This is a genomic window from Mesorhizobium sp. SP-1A, assembly GCF_032460275.1.
Lineage (GTDB): Bacteria > Pseudomonadota > Alphaproteobacteria > Rhizobiales > Rhizobiaceae > Mesorhizobium.
In genome coordinates, this window is the sequence record NZ_JAVXZD010000005.1 from 16,386 (window position 1) to 32,662 (window position 16,277).

Annotated in this window: 17 protein-coding genes; 12 read left to right on the forward strand and 5 right to left on the reverse strand. The window is 66.8% G+C overall.

The features are described 5' to 3' along the window. Window positions 1-56 precede the first annotated feature (56 nt). From QU595_RS21530 to QU595_RS21540, 3 genes are read right to left on the reverse strand one after another with little or no spacing between them, the layout of a single operon-like run. A complete protein-coding gene (locus QU595_RS21530) occupies window positions 57-764 on the reverse strand; it encodes an SDR family NAD(P)-dependent oxidoreductase (protein WP_315925760.1) in 708 nt (235 codons plus the stop codon). A 59-nt stretch (window positions 765-823) separates the two neighbouring features. Continuing rightward, on the reverse strand, window positions 824-2,404 hold the full coding sequence (locus tag QU595_RS21535) for a 5-guanidino-2-oxopentanoate decarboxylase (protein ID WP_315925762.1): 1,581 nt from the start codon (window positions 2,402-2,404) through the stop codon (window positions 824-826). After that, window positions 2,401-3,048 carry a TetR family transcriptional regulator C-terminal domain-containing protein gene (locus QU595_RS21540; protein WP_315925764.1) on the reverse strand — a complete coding sequence of 216 codons (648 nt, stop codon included), beginning with the start codon at window positions 3,046-3,048 and terminating at the stop codon, window positions 2,401-2,403. Before QU595_RS21540 ends, QU595_RS21535 begins: the two co-directional genes overlap by 4 nt. 271 nt (window positions 3,049-3,319) lie before the next feature. Between QU595_RS21540 and QU595_RS21545 the strand changes: the two genes are divergently transcribed. The 5 genes from QU595_RS21545 (at window position 3,320) to QU595_RS21565 (ending at window position 7,679) form a co-directional block, all read left to right on the forward strand. After that, window positions 3,320-4,147, forward strand: coding sequence for an ABC transporter ATP-binding protein (locus tag QU595_RS21545; protein ID WP_315925766.1), 828 nt, complete (start codon window positions 3,320-3,322; stop codon window positions 4,145-4,147). A gap of 67 nt (window positions 4,148-4,214) precedes the next feature. Further along, the gene (locus QU595_RS21550) at window positions 4,215-5,012 is read left to right on the forward strand and encodes a transporter substrate-binding domain-containing protein (RefSeq protein WP_315925768.1); all 798 of its coding nucleotides are present in this window, start codon (window positions 4,215-4,217) and stop codon (window positions 5,010-5,012) included. A gap of 85 nt (window positions 5,013-5,097) precedes the next feature. Then, the gene (locus tag QU595_RS21555) at window positions 5,098-5,835 is read left to right on the forward strand and encodes an ABC transporter permease (protein WP_410000556.1); all 738 of its coding nucleotides are present in this window, start codon (window positions 5,098-5,100) and stop codon (window positions 5,833-5,835) included. Continuing rightward, window positions 5,832-6,641 carry an ABC transporter permease subunit gene (locus QU595_RS21560; RefSeq protein ID WP_315925770.1) on the forward strand — a complete coding sequence of 270 codons (810 nt, stop codon included), beginning with the start codon at window positions 5,832-5,834 and terminating at the stop codon, window positions 6,639-6,641. Before QU595_RS21555 ends, QU595_RS21560 begins: the two co-directional genes overlap by 4 nt. A 39-nt stretch (window positions 6,642-6,680) precedes the next feature. Continuing rightward, window positions 6,681-7,679, forward strand: a complete 999-nt coding sequence (locus tag QU595_RS21565; protein WP_315925772.1) for an Ldh family oxidoreductase — start codon at window positions 6,681-6,683, stop codon at window positions 7,677-7,679. 48 nt (window positions 7,680-7,727) lie between these two features. On the opposite strand, the gene QU595_RS21570 is transcribed toward QU595_RS21565, so the two are convergent. After that, window positions 7,728-8,312 (reverse strand): histidine phosphatase family protein, encoded by a 585-nt coding sequence (locus QU595_RS21570; RefSeq protein WP_315925774.1) that lies wholly within the window; start codon window positions 8,310-8,312, stop codon window positions 7,728-7,730. Between the two features lie 227 nt (window positions 8,313-8,539). Between QU595_RS21570 and QU595_RS21575 the strand changes: the two genes are divergently transcribed. Both QU595_RS21575 and QU595_RS21580 read left to right on the forward strand, forming a co-directional pair. Next, window positions 8,540-8,992, forward strand: a complete 453-nt coding sequence (locus QU595_RS21575) for a DoxX family protein (protein ID WP_315925776.1) — start codon at window positions 8,540-8,542, stop codon at window positions 8,990-8,992. A gap of 119 nt (window positions 8,993-9,111) precedes the next feature. After that, entirely contained in the window at window positions 9,112-10,086 is a 975-nt protein-coding gene (locus QU595_RS21580) for a complex I NDUFA9 subunit family protein (RefSeq protein ID WP_315925778.1), read from the forward strand. 50 nt (window positions 10,087-10,136) lie between these two features. Here QU595_RS21580 and QU595_RS21585 read toward each other — a convergent pair whose 3' ends face one another. Beyond that, complete coding sequence (locus QU595_RS21585) at window positions 10,137-11,075, reverse strand: undecaprenyl-diphosphate phosphatase (protein WP_315925780.1); 939 nt, start codon at window positions 11,073-11,075, stop codon at window positions 10,137-10,139. Between the two features lie 132 nt (window positions 11,076-11,207). Between QU595_RS21585 and QU595_RS21590 the strand changes: the two genes are divergently transcribed. The 5 genes from QU595_RS21590 to QU595_RS21610 all read left to right on the forward strand — a co-directional run bounded on the left by QU595_RS21590 (window position 11,208) and on the right by QU595_RS21610 (window position 16,211). Next, the gene (locus QU595_RS21590; protein ID WP_315925782.1) at window positions 11,208-11,900 is read left to right on the forward strand and encodes a glutathione S-transferase family protein; all 693 of its coding nucleotides are present in this window, start codon (window positions 11,208-11,210) and stop codon (window positions 11,898-11,900) included. Continuing rightward, window positions 11,881-13,032, forward strand: coding sequence for a tRNA epoxyqueuosine(34) reductase QueG (queG, locus tag QU595_RS21595; RefSeq protein ID WP_315925784.1), 1,152 nt, complete (start codon window positions 11,881-11,883; stop codon window positions 13,030-13,032). Before QU595_RS21590 ends, queG begins: the two co-directional genes overlap by 20 nt. Before the next feature lies 1 nt (window position 13,033). Continuing rightward, window positions 13,034-13,939: an SDR family oxidoreductase gene (locus tag QU595_RS21600; RefSeq protein WP_315925786.1), complete on the forward strand. Its 906-nt coding sequence runs from the start codon at window positions 13,034-13,036 to the stop codon at window positions 13,937-13,939. 45 nt (window positions 13,940-13,984) lie between these two features. Beyond that, window positions 13,985-15,109: a penicillin-insensitive murein endopeptidase gene (gene mepA, locus QU595_RS21605; protein ID WP_410000549.1), complete on the forward strand. Its 1,125-nt coding sequence runs from the start codon at window positions 13,985-13,987 to the stop codon at window positions 15,107-15,109. 82 nt (window positions 15,110-15,191) lie between these two features. Beyond that, on the forward strand, window positions 15,192-16,211 hold the full coding sequence (locus QU595_RS21610; RefSeq protein ID WP_315925790.1) for a glucokinase: 1,020 nt from the start codon (window positions 15,192-15,194) through the stop codon (window positions 16,209-16,211). The last annotated feature ends 66 nt before the right edge of the window (window positions 16,212-16,277 follow it).

Consider the following 16,277-nt stretch of genomic DNA (forward strand, 5'->3'; position numbering starts at 1 on the left):
TTTTGTTTCACGCAGATCCCGACGGAAAAGCGCTTCGCGTTTTTTCTGGAATTGCCTCAGGCCCGGCCGTAGAGCGGGACCAGGGTGCCGCTGATGGCGACATTGGCGGGCGAGGCAAGATACACGATCGCCTCCGCGGCCGCTTCCAGGCTGACCCACTTGCCGAAATCGGCATCCGGCATGGCTTCGCGATTGGCGGCCGTATCGAGCGTCGAGGGGGCGATGGCGTTGACCAAAATGCCCTTGCCCTTCAGCTCTTCCGCAAGCGCCACCGTCATCGCGGCCACAGCCGCCTTGCTTGCCGCATAAGCCACCATGCCGCCGCCGCGGCGCGGGTCGAGGCCGGGCCGGGCCGACACGTTGACGATGCGCCCCGCCGTCTCCGACACCAGCATGGAGCGCACGGCAGCCCGGCAGCACAGGAAGGCGGTGCGCGCATTGGTGTCCATCATCTCGGCGAAGGACGCCGATTCAGTCTTTTCCACCGGCGCCATGGTGAAACCGCCGGCCAGATGGATGGATGCCCACAGTTCGGGCACCTCGCCGTAAAAGGCACCGACGGCCTCCGAATCGGCGAGATAGACATTGTTCTTCAGCTTTACCCGTTCGTCTTCGGAGTAGGGAAAATGCTTCGGCGCCGCGGCATGGCTGTTGGGCACATGGCAGATCGCTCCCTCTTCCAGCAATCGCGCCACCACCGCCGTTCCCAGTGCGCCCGTGCCGCCGGTGACGACGACATGCCTGTCCTTAAGCGCAGTCGCCATGCCCGACCACTCCTGTCCCTTTCGGTTGCCCCCACGTTAAGGTCGCGCCTTTTGTGCGCTCACTCAACAGAAATCTCGATCAGGACGGGTTTTCCTTTCGTCCGCGCCCGCGTCAATGCAGCCGCCAGACCGGCGGCTCCCGACAACCGCTCGGCCTCGATGCCGTAAGCTTGAGCCAGCTTGCAGAAATCCGGCGGTTCCGGAGACACGCCGACGGGTTCGACGCCCACCTCGCGCATCGAGGTTTCGATCTCGCGGTAGCCGCGATTGTTCCAGACCACGAAGATGACCGGCGCGCCGGCATCGAGCGCGGCACCGATCTCGGGCAGCGTGAACTGGAAGCCGCCGTCGCCGGACAGGCACACCACGGGCGCGTCGGGAACGGCCAGGGCGGCACCGATGGCCGCAGGCGGGCCATAGCCCAGCGCGCCGAAGCCGGTGGCCGCGTTAAACCAGCCGCCCGGCCGGTCGTGATCGTAATAGAGATTGGCGGCATAGACCGGCTGGGTGGAGTCTCCGACGACGATGGAACCCGGCAGCGCGTCCCTTATGGTTTCGACGACTTCGATCTGTCCGCGCAGGGTTTTGTCGAGGCCGGACAAAGCGGCTTCGCGCGCCGCGCCTGCGCGTGCTTCTCCCTCGGGGGATTGTTTGACGGTTTCAGGAAGCCGCGCGGCCAATGCCTCCAGCGCCGCCCCGCAATCCGCCTCGATGCAGAGCCTGGCAGGGTGCCGGCGAAGCTGTGCCGGGTCGATGTCGATGCGGACAAGATTGTCGGGCAGGACGAAGCCGCCGTCGCCATACATGTCGTAGTCGGTGGGCCCGAATTCGGTGCCGGCCGCCAGAACGACATCGGCATCCGCCATCAGCGCACGCACGGCCTTGAGGCTTGGGCTGGCCGGCACCGCGAGGGGATGGCCGTGCATGAGGCCGCGCGCGTTGGCGGTCTGCACCACCGGCGCGCCGAGACGCTCGGCGAGATGCTTCAAAGCCGCCGCGGCATGTTTGGCACCGCCGCCCGCGAGGATGAGAGGGCGTTTCGCCGTCGCAAGCATTTTCGCCGCCTCCGCTATCGCGCCGGCGTCGGGCAGGGGCGGCACGGCGTTCGAAAGCCCGGCTTGAAGTCCGTCCGCAGGCTGCACCATCACGTCTGTCGGGATCTCGATGTGCACCGGTCCCGGACGGGAAGAGGAAAACAGCGCGAAGGCATGCGCCAGCGCGCCGGGCAGTTCGGCGGCCTGGGTGATGCGGGTCGAGGCGAGCGCCACCTTCTCCATCATGCCGCGCTGGTCGGGCAGTTCGTGCAGGAAGCCGAGGCCCTTGCCGAGCGTCGGCGTGGCATTGACGCCCGAAATCACCAGCATGGGAACGGAATCGGCGCGCGCCTGCCCCATGGCGGTGATGGTGTTGGTGAGGCCCGGCCCGGTGATGACGAACGCGACGCCCGGCTTGCCGCCGGCGCGCGCATAGCCGTCGGCCATGAAGCCGGCGCCCTGTTCATGGCGCGGGGTGACGTGGCGAATGCGGGAACGCGCCAGCCCCCGATAAAGCTCGACCGTGTGCACGCCCGGTATGCCGAACACGGTGTCCACGCCGTGCGCCTCCAGAAGCGAGATCAACGCCTCTCCAACCGTCGTCATCTGCCTGCCTCCATGCCTATTTCGAATCCCAGCAACGTCCCGACCGCGGCGATGCCGATCCCGGCCAGTTCGCCCGGCTCGAACATCTCCTGCGCCAGGCAGCCCTCGATCCACAACCCGTCGATGACGCCGTTGACGGCGATGGCGTGCGCCCGCAACTCGGCTTTCGTCGCGGCGCGGCCCTCGGCCGCGAGCACCTCGGCCACCAGAGCCTCGACCTCGTCGCGGAAGCCGAGATAGCCTTCGCGGTGGGCCGCCGCCAGAGCCGGATCGGAATTCGCGCGGCCCGTGAAGGCGGCCCACAGCGCAAACACGCGCTCGTCCACAACCGGCGGGCCGAGATTGGCCTTCACGAAGGCCACGAGGCGCTGGCGCGGGTCCGTGTCGGCAAGTGAAAGCGCCGCCTTGGCCTGCTCGGTCATGCGCCCCACGATCGTCGCATAGGCGGCCTGCAGCAATTCCTCCTTGCCGGGGAAGTAGTGCCGGATCAGTCCTGCCGTCACACCGGCGCGCAAGGCGATGGCGCGCACGGTGGCGCCCTCCAATCCGTGCTCGGCGACGCAATCCAGCGTCGCCTCGATCAGGTCCTGGCGCCGCCGCTCCTCTCCCTCGCGACGGAATTTGCGGCGCGCCGTCCCGCTCATGGACGCGCCGCCCGACGCGGCCGCCCGCCGAAACAGACGCGCATCCGCCGGTTTTTCCGTTCTGAAAAAAACAGATAAATTTTCATTCCAGGCTATTTATACACTTGCATAACAGCGTCGCAAGTGCCGTAATGGCCGGGATTGACGGGCCTGCCCCGTCGGGTCCATGCTTGAACAAGGGCAGGGTCGCGCAACGCATGATGAGCAGCCGGGCAACCATTCGACGAGCCGCAGAACGGCGGACGGACACACGTCGCGGAGCCGGGCCGGAATGAGCGGCCGGGAAGCGCCAGCCGCCGCGGACGGGCAGCCCCGAAACGGAACGGGCACACAGGCGGCCGAAGCGATCCATGTCGAGAACCTGCACAAGAAGTTCGGCGAACTGCACGTCCTGAAGGGCGTTTCGCTGTCGGCGCGGGACGGCGAGGTGGTCGCCATCATCGGCGGATCGGGATCGGGCAAGTCGACCCTGCTGCGCTGCATCAACTGTCTCGAGAACCCCACCAGCGGCATCATCCGCGTCAATGGCGAGCAGATCCGGTTGAAGACAATCGGCCACGGCGACAGCGTGCCGGCCGACCGCAAGCAGATCGAGCGCATCCGTTCGCGGCTCGGCATGGTGTTCCAGAACTTCAACCTGTGGAGCCACATGACGCTTCTGGAAAACGTCATCGAGGTTCCCGTCCACGTGCTGGGCGTCAAGCGCGACGAAGCCGTCGCCTCGGCCGAGAAGTTGCTGGCGCGCGTGGGGCTGGCGGAAAAGCGCGACGTCTACCCCGCCTTCCTGTCCGGCGGCCAGCAGCAGCGCGGCGCGATCGCGCGCGCGCTCGCCATCCAGCCGCGCGTCATGCTGTTCGACGAACCGACCTCGGCGCTCGACCCCGAACTGGTCGGCGAGGTGCTGAAGGTGATCGGCGACCTGGCGCGCGAGGGCCGGACCATGGTGCTGGTGACGCATGAGATGAAGTTCGCGCGCGAGGTCGCCACCCACGTCATCTATCTCAGCAACGGGCTGGTCGAGGAGGAGGGCCCGCCCGACGCGATCTTCGGCGCGCCGAAATCGGAAAGGCTGAAGCAGTTCCTGCGCAATGTGGGGTGAAAGACGATTCGGAGACCGGGAAAAGCCGGCGCCGGGAGAAGATCAAACCAGAATGGGAGAACCGAGCATGAAGACTTTCCTCAAGGCCGCCGTCACGGCTGCGGCGATCGCGCTTTCGGGTGCCTATGCAGCCGGCGCCGAGACCATCAAGGTCGGCTTTTCGCCGGAAGCCTATCCGCCTTTCTACACCCAGGATTCCTCCGGCAAATGGGGCGGCTGGGAGGTCGAGATCGTCAACGCCATCTGCGACGCGGCCAAGCTCGACTGCGTGCTGACGCCGATCCCGTGGGACGGCCTCATTCCCGCGCTGAAGACCAAGAAGATCGACGCGATCATGAATTCCATGTCGATCACCGACGAGCGCAAGAAGGAGATCGACTTCTCCGACAAGTACTACAACACGCCGACCGCCATCGTCGGAGCCAAGGACCAGAAGTTCGACGCCACGCCCGAGGGGCTGAAGGGCAAGGTGCTCGGCGTGCAGGTGTCCACCGTGCACGCGGTCTACGCCAAGAAGCATTTCGGCAGCACGGCTTCCGAGATCAAGGAATACCAGACGCAGGACGAGGCCAACCAGGATCTCGCCGCAGGGCGCATCGACGCCACCCAAGCCGATTCCATCGCGCTCGACGCCTTTCTGAAATCCGACCAGGGCAAGGCCTGCTGCGATCTCAAGGGCTATGTCGCGCCTGACGTCGAAGTGCTCGGACCGGGCGTCGGCGCCGGCGTGCGCAAGGGCGACACCGAATTGGCGAACAAGATCAACGCGGCGATCAAGGAAATCCGCACGGACGGCAAATATGCCGAGATCACCAAGAAATATTTCGATTTCGACGTCTACGGCGACGAGCAGCAGTCCAACTGACGCCGATACGGACCGCAGCGCGGGGCCATGCAGCCCCGCGCCCTTAGACACCTGACCACCGGGGGCAACCCTGACCCACGCATTCATCACCGCCGCGGCCGCCGGCACCATCGAACTGCTTTCGCTTGAACCGCCGGGCTGGGGCGCGAACCTTCTACGCGGACTGCTCGCCTCGGTCGAGATCGCCGTCGGCGCCTTCGGCCTCGGCCTTCTCATCGGCATCTGCGGCGCCTGGGGCAAGCTCTATGGCAGCCCGATGGTGCGCGACCTGTTCGGCCTCTACACCACCATCGTGCGCGCCGTGCCGGAACTGGTGCTGATCCTGATGCTCTATTTCGCCGGCACGGACCTGGTGAACCGGCTGCTCGACCTGTTCGGCCACCCGCCGGTGGACATCAACGGACTGGTTGCCGGCATCGGCGTGCTCGGCGTGGTGCAGGGCGCCTATTCGACCGAGGTGCTGCGCGGGGCGATCCTCGCCATCCCGCAGGGGCAGATCGAGGCGGGGCGCGCCTACGGCATGTCGCCCGGCCTGATGCTGCGGCGCATCACCCTGCCAGCCATGCTGCCCTTCGCCATTCCGGGCCTTGCCAATCTGTGGCTGATCGCCACTAAGGACACGGCGCTTCTTGCCGTCGTCGGCTTCAACGAGCTGACCCAGACGACGCGGCTCGCGGCCGGCGCGACGAAAGCCTATTTCACCTTCTTCTTCGCCGCCGGCATTCTCTACCTGGCGCTGACGCTGTTCTCCAACACCATCATAGGACGGATCGAGCGCTGGGCGCGGCGCGGCATGCCGCCGGTCGCGGAGGCCGGCCGATGACGCAGGAGGCCGCCGCCATCCGCAGCGCCGCCCGCGCTTCGCTCTGGCTCCAGCCGCACCGGATCGTGCTGATGATCGCGGCGGCCGTCATAGTGCTGGCCGCGATCTTCCTGATGCGATGGGACTGGCTGCCGACCTACATGCCGCTGGCGCTCGAAGGCATCTGGCGCACCGTCTGGCTGCTGCTGGTGACATCGGCGCTCGGCATTTCGCTGGCCATTCCGCTCGGGCTCGCGCAGGCCGCCGGGCCAAGCTGGCTGGCGATACCGGCACGCAGTTTCTGCACCGTCATCCGCGGCACGCCGCTGCTGCTGCAACTCTGGCTGCTCTATTACGGCCTCGGTTCGCTGTTTCCGCAATTCCCGTGGGTCCGCGAATCCTTCCTGTGGCCTTATCTCAGGCAGGCATGGCCCTATGGGGTGCTGTCGCTGACGCTTTCCTATGCCGGCTACGAGGGCGAGGTGATGCGCGGCGCTTTCGCCGGCGTACCGCGCGGCCAGCTCGAGGCGGCCCGCGCCTTCGGCATGAGCCGCTGGACCGCGTTCCGCCGCATCTGGCTGAAACAGGCGTTGCAGCGGGCGTTGCCGACGCTGGCCGGCGAAACCGTGCTGCAGCTCAAGGCCACGCCGCTGGTGGCGACCATCACCATGATCGACGTCTATGCGGTGGCCTCGCGCGTGCGTCAGGAAACCTTCGTCACCTACGAGCCCTTGCTGCTTCTGGCGCTGGTCTATATGGCCATAACCGGCGTCATCGTCTTCCTCTTCCGCCGGCTCGAAGCGCGCATACCGAACCGGCTGGGATGACGAAGCCGCCTTGGGGGCGAGCGACAGGAAGGTCGGAACATGGATCTGAGCCTCGAACAAGCCCGGGTGCTGTGCCGGGTGGCGGCCCTTGGCGCCGGCGCCAGCGAGGAAACGGCCGAAGCTTTGGCTGCCGCGGCCGTGGTGGCGGAGGCCGAGGGAGCTTCTTCGGTCGGGCTTTCGCATTTCGTCGATTATCTTGAGGCGATGGACGCCGGGCGGCTGGACGGCGCGGCCGAGCCCGTGATCAACCGCCCTGCCCTGGCCGTATTCCTGTCGGACGCCAAGAAGGGCGCCGCCCATACCGGTTTCGACCGGGCGATTGAGGAGTTCGCCAAGGCCGCGCAACTGTTCGGGGTCGCGATCTTTTCCCAGAAGAACGCCTATACCTGCGGCGCGCTGGGCTATTTCACCGGCCGTCTGGCCGCGCGCGGGCTGGTGGCGCTGGCGGCCACCAACGGCCCGGCGCTGCTGGCCGGCTCGGGCTCGACCAAGCCGGTCTACTGCACCAATCCGCTTTCCTTCGCCGCGCCTGTGGCCGACGGGCCGCCGCTGGTCATCGACCAGGCGTCCAGCGCCACCGCCTTCGTCAACATCCGCAAGGCAGCGGACAAGGGCGAGGAGATACCGGAAGGCTGGGCGGTCGATGCCGGCGGAAAACCCACGACCGATCCGGCGGCGGCGATGAAGGGCGCGCTGCTCGCCTTCGGCGGCGAGCGCGGCGCCAATATCGCACTGATGGTCGAGGTGCTCGCGGCCGGATTGACAGGTGCCAACTGGTCGCTGGACGCACCTTCCTTCATGTCGGGACGCGAAAATCCCGGCAGCGGACTGTTCGTGCTGGCGATCCAGCCGAAACTGCTCGACGAGCGGTTCGAGCAACGCATGCGCGAGCAGATGGACCGGCTCGGCGGCCAATATGGCGTCTACATCCCCGGCATGGGTAAGGCGAAATCAATGAGGCGGGCCGAGGCCAAGGGCCTGAAGGTTTCGACCGACGTGGTGCGGCGGATATCGGAATTCGCTCAGCGGCGTTCCTAGACCTGCCGGCTCCGCCCTTACACCCCCCGGCCCCGCTTGGATTTGACCTCAAGCCGTGGCGTTCCAGCGGCGCACGACCGGTTCGCCGGGATCGTGCTCGTAGCCGAGGATGCTGATGCTTGCCGTGTCGAGAATGAACAACGAGCCGCTTTCAGGCGGCAGGCCGACCCAACGCGCCGCCAGCACGCGCAGGAAGTGCGCGCTGGAGAACAACAGGACATTGCCCCCTGCCTGACGCAATCGGCCGACGACGCGGTCCGCCCGCGCGCCGACATCGGCAGCGCTCTCGCCGTTCGGGCAGCCGTCGCGGAACAATTGCCAGCCGGGACGTTCGGCCAAAATCTGTGCGGTGGTCAGCCCTTCATAGGCGCCATAGTCCCATTCGGCGAGGTCGAGGTCGACCACGGCCCTGTCGCCGAATCCGGCGAGCCGGCAGGTGTCCTGCGCCCGGCGCGACGGGCTCGACCACACGGCGGCGACTGACAGGCCGTCCAGTTCCCCGGCAAGCCGCCGCGCGGCCTCCTCGCCGGCCTGCGCCAGCGGGACGTCGGTGCGCCCGGTGTGCCGTCCGGTGACACTCCACTCGGTCTGTCCGTGCCGGACCAGCCACATTTCCGGAAGCGCGCTGCCCATGCCTTGTCCTCGCCGACGGTTCGAGTGCCGGAATGCCATCCATGTTCCATCCTAGCTTCCGGCCGGCGAAGATGCATGCACAGAACAAGGGTACGCAATCTGTCTGGCCTGCCGCGCGGCTTCAGATCTCATTGTAAAAATAATATGACTAATAATATCAACTTTTTGTCATTTGCTTTTGGCCTGCCGATATCGACGTCTCCAATCATCGAACCAAAGGAGTGCCGATGTCGGTATCGAGCGAACAATCCCGTCAACGCCTTATCGTTCCTGCTCTTGGCGGCCTGTATTCAGCCTTGCGAGACGGCGCCGAGACATTGCTGCGGGCGGTCGCCGGCGGCTTCCTGGCCATCCATGGGTCTTCCAAGATCATGAACCCGTTCGGGGCCGCCGAGATGGTGGAAGGCCTCGGCTTCTATCCGGGCGCCTTCTGGTCCCTGCTGCTGGCCTGCGCCGAGTTCTTCGGAGGCATCTTCGTCGCGCTGGGCTTCCTGACACGGCCTGCGGCCTTTGCGGGCCTGTTCGTGCTACTGGTCACGGTGTGGTTCCACTGGGTCACCATGGGCCAGGGCTTTTCCGGCGCGGAGAAGTCGCTGCTATGGTCGGCGATGCTGTTCTTCTTCGTCATCCGCGGCGGCAACAGGCATTCGGTCGATGCGCAGATCGGCAAGGCTTTCTGAGCCTTGCCCGTCCGGCTGGTGCCGCGGCTGTGGAACCCTTTGCCTTTGGCTCGAAACCGACTATGAAACGGCTTCAGCCAAGTTCCCAGCCAAGTCTGGACAGAGTGCCGGAGCCAGCCATGACCGAAATCCTGCAAACCCCCAAGCTCGTCGTTGTCTTCGGCGGCTCAGGCTTTGTCGGGCGGCATGTGGTGCGGGCGTTGGCCAGGCGCGGCTACCGCGTGCGTGCGGCCTGCCGCCGGCCGGACCTCGCCGGCTATCTCCAGCCGCTCGGCAATGTCGGTCAGGTCCAGCCCATCCAGGCCAATGTGCGCGTGCGCTGGTCGGTGGACAATGCCGTGCAGGACGCCGACCACGTCATCAACCTCGTCGGCATCCTGCATGAGGGCGGGCGCCAGCGTTTCAGCGCCGTGCACGAATTCGGCGCCCGCGCCATTGCCGAGGCCGCGCGCGCCGTCGGCGCCGGCCTCACCCACGTCTCTGCGCTGGGCGCCGACCTCAATTCGGCATCCGCCTATGCCCGCAGCAAGGCGCGCGGCGAGAAGGCCGTGCTGGAAACGGTGAAGGACGCCGTGATCTTCCGGCCGTCGATCAATTTTGGTCCCGAAGACGAATTCTTCAACCGCTTCGCCAACATGGCGCGCTATTCGCCGGCTCTGCCGCTGATCGGCGGCGGCGGAACCAAGTTCCAGCCCGTCTATGTCGGCGACGTCGCTGAAGCCATCGCAAGCTCCGTGGACGGCACCATCGAGCGCGGCCGCATCTATGAACTGGGCGGACCCGAAGTGCTGACCTTCAAGGAATGCATGGAGGAACTGCTCGCCGTGATCGATCGCAAGCGCCTGCTGCTGCCGGTGCCGTGGTGGCTCGCCAGCCTTCAGGCCTCCATCCTCGGCCTGTTGCCGAACCCGCTGCTGACGCGCGACCAGTTGGCGCAGCTCAGGCAGCACAACATCGTTTCGGAAACTGCCGAGCGCGAGGGCCGGACCTTCGCCGGTCTCGGTATCCAGCCGCAATTGCTGAGCGTCATCCTGCCCAGCTATCTCTGGCGCTTCCGCGCGGCGGGCCAGTTCCAGCGCAAGCCGGCAGCCTGACGGTCGCCGCCCCCCACCTGCAAAGCCGCTGAATCACGGCCGGACTGGCATCAGCCCCAGACGAACAGGGCGGCCAGGCCCAGCACGCCGACGATCAGCCGCCACCAGCCGAACAGGCCGTAGCCGTGACGCGAGACGTAGCCGAGCAGGCTGCGCACGACCACCACCGCGGTCAGGAAGGCGGCGACGAAACCGATGGCGATGATCGGGAAATCGGCGCCCGACAGGATATGCCGGTTCTTGATGAGGTCGAGCGTGAAGGCGCCCAGCATGGTCGGAACGGCAAGGAAAAAGGAGAACTCGGCCGCCGCGCGCTTGTCCACGCCGAGCAGCATCGAGCCGACGATGGTGGAGCCGGAGCGCGAGGTTCCGGGGATCATCGCGAGGCACTGGAACAGGCCGATCTTGAGGCAGGTGGACAGCGGCAGCTCCGACGCGTCGTGATAGCGCGGCTTCAGGTCCATGCGGTCGACCCACAAAAGCACGATGCCGCCGAGGATCAGCATGATGCAGATCAGCTTCGGTGTCTCGAACAGCACGGCCTTGATGAAGTCGTGGGCGATCACGCCGATGACCGCCGCCGGCAGGAAGGCGAGGACCACCCCCACCATCAGGCGCACCGAGCGGTCCTTGGGCAGGTCCGGCGCCAGGAACAAGTTGGGACGACGGCGCTTGAACGCCGACACGATCAGCTCATAGACGCAGCCTGCCAACCAGATGAGGCTGGCGATCACGCCCACGATGGTCTCGCCCAGCAGCTTGACGGCATCGGGCCGGCGCAGAAAGGCGAATATCTTGCCGGCATAGACGGTGAGGATGGCGAGGATGGCGCCGAACTGGATCAGCACCTCGAACACCTTGCCGGTCGATTCGAAACCGAGAAAATGTCCGGCGAGCAGGATATGTCCCGTGGACGAGACGGGGATGAACTCCGTCAATCCCTCGAGCAGGCCGAGCAACAGGGCTTCGATGATGGTCCAGGTATCCATGCAGCCTCCAGCGCTTGCTTGTCACGGCGAGCAAGTGACCCTATAGCTCGCAGCAGCCGACGGCCCGTCAGGGCCGCCAAGGTTTATCGGCGCGTCCGGCGATTCGCCAGACGCTTTTGTCATAGCGGGACAATGCTGACGCTTTTCCATCACCCGATGTTCACTTCCTGCCGCTTCGTGCGCCTCGCCTTCGGCGAATATGGCGAGGAGCTGGCGCTGATCGAGGAGAAGCCGTGGACGCGGCGCAAGGAATTCCTGGCGCTGAACCCGGCCGGCAACCTGCCGATCCTCCTGGCGGAAGGCGACGTTCCCATCATCGGCGCGACGGTGATCGCCGAATATCTGGACGAGACGCGCGGGGTCTTGAAGCGTGAGCGCCGGCTGTTCGTCGAAGGCCCGATGGAGCGCGCCGAGATCCGGCGGCTCATGGACTGGTACCTGGTCAAGGCCGAGAGCGAGGTCACCCGCCATCTGGTGCGCGAACGCGTGCTGAAGCCGCATATGCCGGCCGAGGCCGGCGGCGGCTCGCCCGATTCGACCGCCATACGCGCCGCCCGCGCCAATATCCGCCAGCACATGAAATACACCAACTGGCTGGCAGGCACGCGCCACTGGTTGGCCGGCACCCGCCTCACCTACGCCGATCTGGCCGCGGCCGCCTCGCTTTCGGTGCTCGACTATCTCGGCGAGATCAACTGGAGCGAATATCCGGTCGCGCGCGAATGGTACACGCGGGTCAAGTCGCGGCCCTCGTTCCGGTCGCTGCTGAGCGACCGCGTCCGCGGCATTTCGCCGGTGTCGCACTATGCGGACCTCGATTTCTGATCAAAGCAAGCTGCGCGCGCTGATCGACCGCGAGGCCGAGGCCGCCGGCTTCACCGCGGTCGCCGTCACGCGGCCGGACGCCATCCCGCTCGCGCCGGCAAGGCTTTCCGAGTTCGTCGCCGCCGGCTTCCACGGCTCCATGGGCTGGATCGCGGAAACGCTGGAGCGGCGCAGCGCTCCTTCGACGCTCTGGCCGGAGGTGCGCTCCATCATCGTGCTGGCGATGAATTACGGGCCCGACGAGGACCCGCGCACCGTGCTTGCGCGGCGCGACCGTGGCGCCGTTTCCGTCTATGCCCGCAACCGTGACTATCACGAGGTGATGAAGGGGCGGCTGAAGGAGATCGCCGGCAAGATCGTGTCGCGCGCCGGCGGCGACGTCAAGGTTTTCGTCGATACCGCCCCAGTGATGGAAAAGCCGCTGGCGCAGGCGGCGGGGCTGGGCTGGCAAGGCAAGCACACCAATCTGGTCAGCCGCGACCACGGCTCCTGGCTGTTCCTCGGCACCATCTTCACCACGGCCGAACTCGAGCCGGACGCGCCCGAGATCGACCGCTGCGGCTCCTGCCGCGCCTGTCTGGACGCCTGCCCGACCAAGGCCTTCCCAGCGCCTTATCGGCTGGATGCGCGACGCTGCATCTCCTACCTCACCATCGAGAACAAGGGGCCGATCCCGCATGAATTCCGTGCCGCGATCGGCAATCGCATCTATGGCTGCGACGACTGCCTCGCCGCCTGCCCGTGGAACAAATTCGCCAGCGCCGCGTCCGAAATCAAGCTCGCCGCGCGCGCCGATCTGCGCGCGCCGAAGCTTGCCGATCTTCTGGAACTCGACGATGCGGCTTTCCGCACCTTCTTCTCGGGGTCGCCGGTGAAGCGCATCGGCCGCGACCGCTTCATCCGCAACGTGCTGGTCGCCGCCGGCAATTCCGGCGATCCTGCCCTTGTCCCGCAGGTGATCAATCTGCTTGCCGATCCTTCCGCGCTGGTGCGCGGCGCGGCAGTATGGGCGCTGGCGCGGTTGAGTTCCGACGCGGATTTTCGCGCCCGGGCGCAAGCCGGGCTCGAAAGCGAAGACGACGAACAGGTGCGCGAGGAATGGCGCATGGCAAAGGCCGAACGAGAAAGATAAAATGAGCGGGACAAAGACCTTCATCTTCGGCGCCGGCTATTCGGCCAAGGCATTCGCGCGGACGAACACGGATTTCGGCGCATTCGCCGGCACCACGCGCACCGCGAAGAAATTCGATTCCCTGCGCGCCGACGCGATCCGCCCGCTCCTCTTCGGCGGGGCATCGACGCCAGAGATCGAAGCCGCGCTGGCCGAAACCACACATCTCGTCGTCTCGATCGCTCCGGACGATGCCGGCGATCCGGTGCTGAACGTGGCGAAAGAGACGATCCGCGACAGGATGCCGAGACTGGAATGGATCGGCTACCTCTCCACCGTCGGAGTCTATGGCGATCAAGGCGGCAACTGGGTGGACGAGGCAAGCGAATGCCGGCCGGTCTCGCGGCGCTCGGCCCTTCGGCTCGACGCGGAGCGGGAATGGCAGGCGCTCGCGCATGAGGCCGGGCGGCCTTTGGCCATATTGCGGCTTTCCGGCATCTACGGGCCGGGCCGCAACGCCTTCGTCAACCTGGCCAACGGCACGGCGCGCCGGCTGGTCAAGCCCGGGCAGGTGTTCAACCGCATCCACCGCGACGACATCGCCGGGGCGCTGCGGCACCTCGCAGAACGCAAGCGCGGCGGCATCTACAACGTCACGGACGACATGCCCTCCCCGCCGCAGGACGTGGTCGCCTATGCCGCTTCGCTGATGGGCATCGAGCCGCCACCGGAAACGGATTTCGCGACCGCCCAACTTTCGCCCATGGCGCGGTCCTTCTATGGCGAGAACAAGCGCGTTTCCAACGCGGCGCTGAAGGCGGCGGGCTATGCCCTGCGCTTCCCGGACTACCGCGCGGCCCTCGGCCATATGTGGGCCGAAGGCGATTGGGCCGAGGGCGAGGCGCGCAGCCCGATCAAGCGGTCGTGACCCGGATGGCCGGGATACGGACACGGCGTTAACGAACGGGTAAGCATGGCGGGGCAGTGTCTCGGCAGAGGTGTGAATTCGATGAAGATGCTGAAACGGTCCTTTTTCTCCGCCGCCGCGCGTGCGCTAGCCGCACTGGCTGCGGCCGGCATGCTGGCGGCAACGCCGCAGCACGCCGCCGCCGAGGAACTGGCCAAGAACCTGTTCGGCTCGGAGCGGCTGCCGGCCGCGACCGCCCCGCAATCGATCGGCTTCTATTCCAAGGGCTGCTTCACCGGCGGCGTCGCCCTTCCGCTGACCGGGCCGACCTGGGAAGTGATGCGCCCCTCGCGCAACCGCAACTGGGGCCATCCGGCACTCATCTCCCTGCTCGAACGGTTTTCCCGCGATGCCGCGAATCAGGGATGGCCGGGCCTCATGATCGGCGACATCTCGCAGCCGCGCGGCGGCCCGATGCAGACCGGCCACGCCTCCCACCAGATCGGGCTCGACGCCGACATCTGGTACCAGCCGATGCCACGCCAGCCCACCTCCCTGGCCGAACGGGAAAAGGTGCCGTTCGTGTCGATGCTGAAGCCGCACTCGCTGGCCGTGGACGGCAGGCGCTGGACGCCTGCGCACACGCGGCTGCTCAAGCTGGCCGCGACCTATCCGCAGATCGAGCGCATCCTGGTGCATCCCGGCATCAAGAAGGAGCTGTGCGACACCGTCACCGGCGACCGTTCGTGGCTGGCCAAGATCCGGCCGTTCTGGGGCCATGACGAGCATTTCCACATCCGCATCGGCTGCCAGCCGGGTTCGCCCGACTGCAAGCGCCAGGCGGCGGTTCCTCCCGGCGACGGCTGCGGCAAGCCGCTGGCCTGGTGGTTCACCGACGAGCCGTGGCGCCCGAGCAAGAACCCGGACGCCCCCAAGGCGCGCGACCTGATGACCATGGCGAGCCTGCCGAAGGAATGCCGGGCCGTGCTGACCGCGCCGTCGCCGGTGTCCGTCGCGGCGGCGACCTATCACGGCGGCAGTTCCGACGTCGCCGTGGCGGCCGCTCCCGCCGACGACGCGCCCCGGCCGAAGGCGGTGATCGGCGAAGCTGGACTGCCCGCGACCGCGAGCGCCTTTGCGCCGACGCCGGCGATCGGCATACCATTGCCGCGCCCGCGACCCGGGAATTGACGCCGACGCGTTCCGGCACCACTTTCGTGGACATTGCCGTTTGGCTATAGGTTCAGCCGATCAGGTCAGACGAGGAATGCGAATGCCAGGCGAGAACGACGGGGCGCTGCGATTCCCGATCCTGATCGGCGATATCGGCGGCACCAATGCGCGCTTCTCCGTCGTGCCCGATCCGCATTCCGAGGCCGGTGAGCCGCAGATCGTCCAGACCGCGGATTTCGCCACGATCGACGACGCCATCCGCGCCGCCGTGCTCGACCGCGCCGCGATGCGCCCGAACTCGGCCGTTCTCGCCGTCGCGGGACCTGTCGACGGCGACGAGATCCGGCTTACTAATTGCCCCTGGGTGGTCCGCCCCCGGGTCATGTTCGACAGCCTCGGCCTCAGCGACGTGGTGGTGCTCAACGATTTCGAAGCACAGGCGCTGGCCGTCGTGGCGCTGGGCGAGGAGCATATGGAAAAGATCGGCGGCGGCGCGCCCGAGCCGCATGCCGGCCGCGTGGTGCTTGGCCCCGGCACGGGGCTCGGCGTCGCCGGGCTGATCCACGCGCTGGACCATTGGATTCCGGTGCCCGGCGAGGGCGGCCACATGGATATCGGCCCGCGCACGGCACGCGACTATCAGGTCTTTCCGCACATCGAGACCATAGAAGGCCGCGTTTCCGGCGAGCAGATCCTGTGCGGGCGCGGACTGGTCAACGCCTATCGCGCCGTCGCGAAGGCCGACGGAAAGGCCGCGCCCTTCACCAAGCCCGCCGAGGTGACGGCCGCCGCACTCGCCAAATCCGATCCGGTGGCGGAAGAGGCGCTGGCGCTGTTCGTCACCTGCCTCGGCCGCACGGCCGGCGACCTCGCGCTGGTGTTCATGAGCCGCGGCGGCGTGTTCCTCACCGGCGGCATCGCGCAGAAGATCGTGCCGGCCCTGAAGGAAGGAGGGTTCCGCGCCGCCTTCGAGGACAAGGCCCCGCACAGCGAACTGCTGCGCTCCATGCCGGTCTACGTCATCACGCACCCGCTGGCCGCACTTTCGGGCCTGGCAGCATATGCGCGCGCGCCATGGCTGTTCGGCGTGTCCACCGACGGCCGTCGCTGGCAGGCTTAGCCTTTCAACGACCGGACGAATCTGTCCGGGCGTCGCTCTTTGGCCATAGGCAAGCGCCGCCTATGC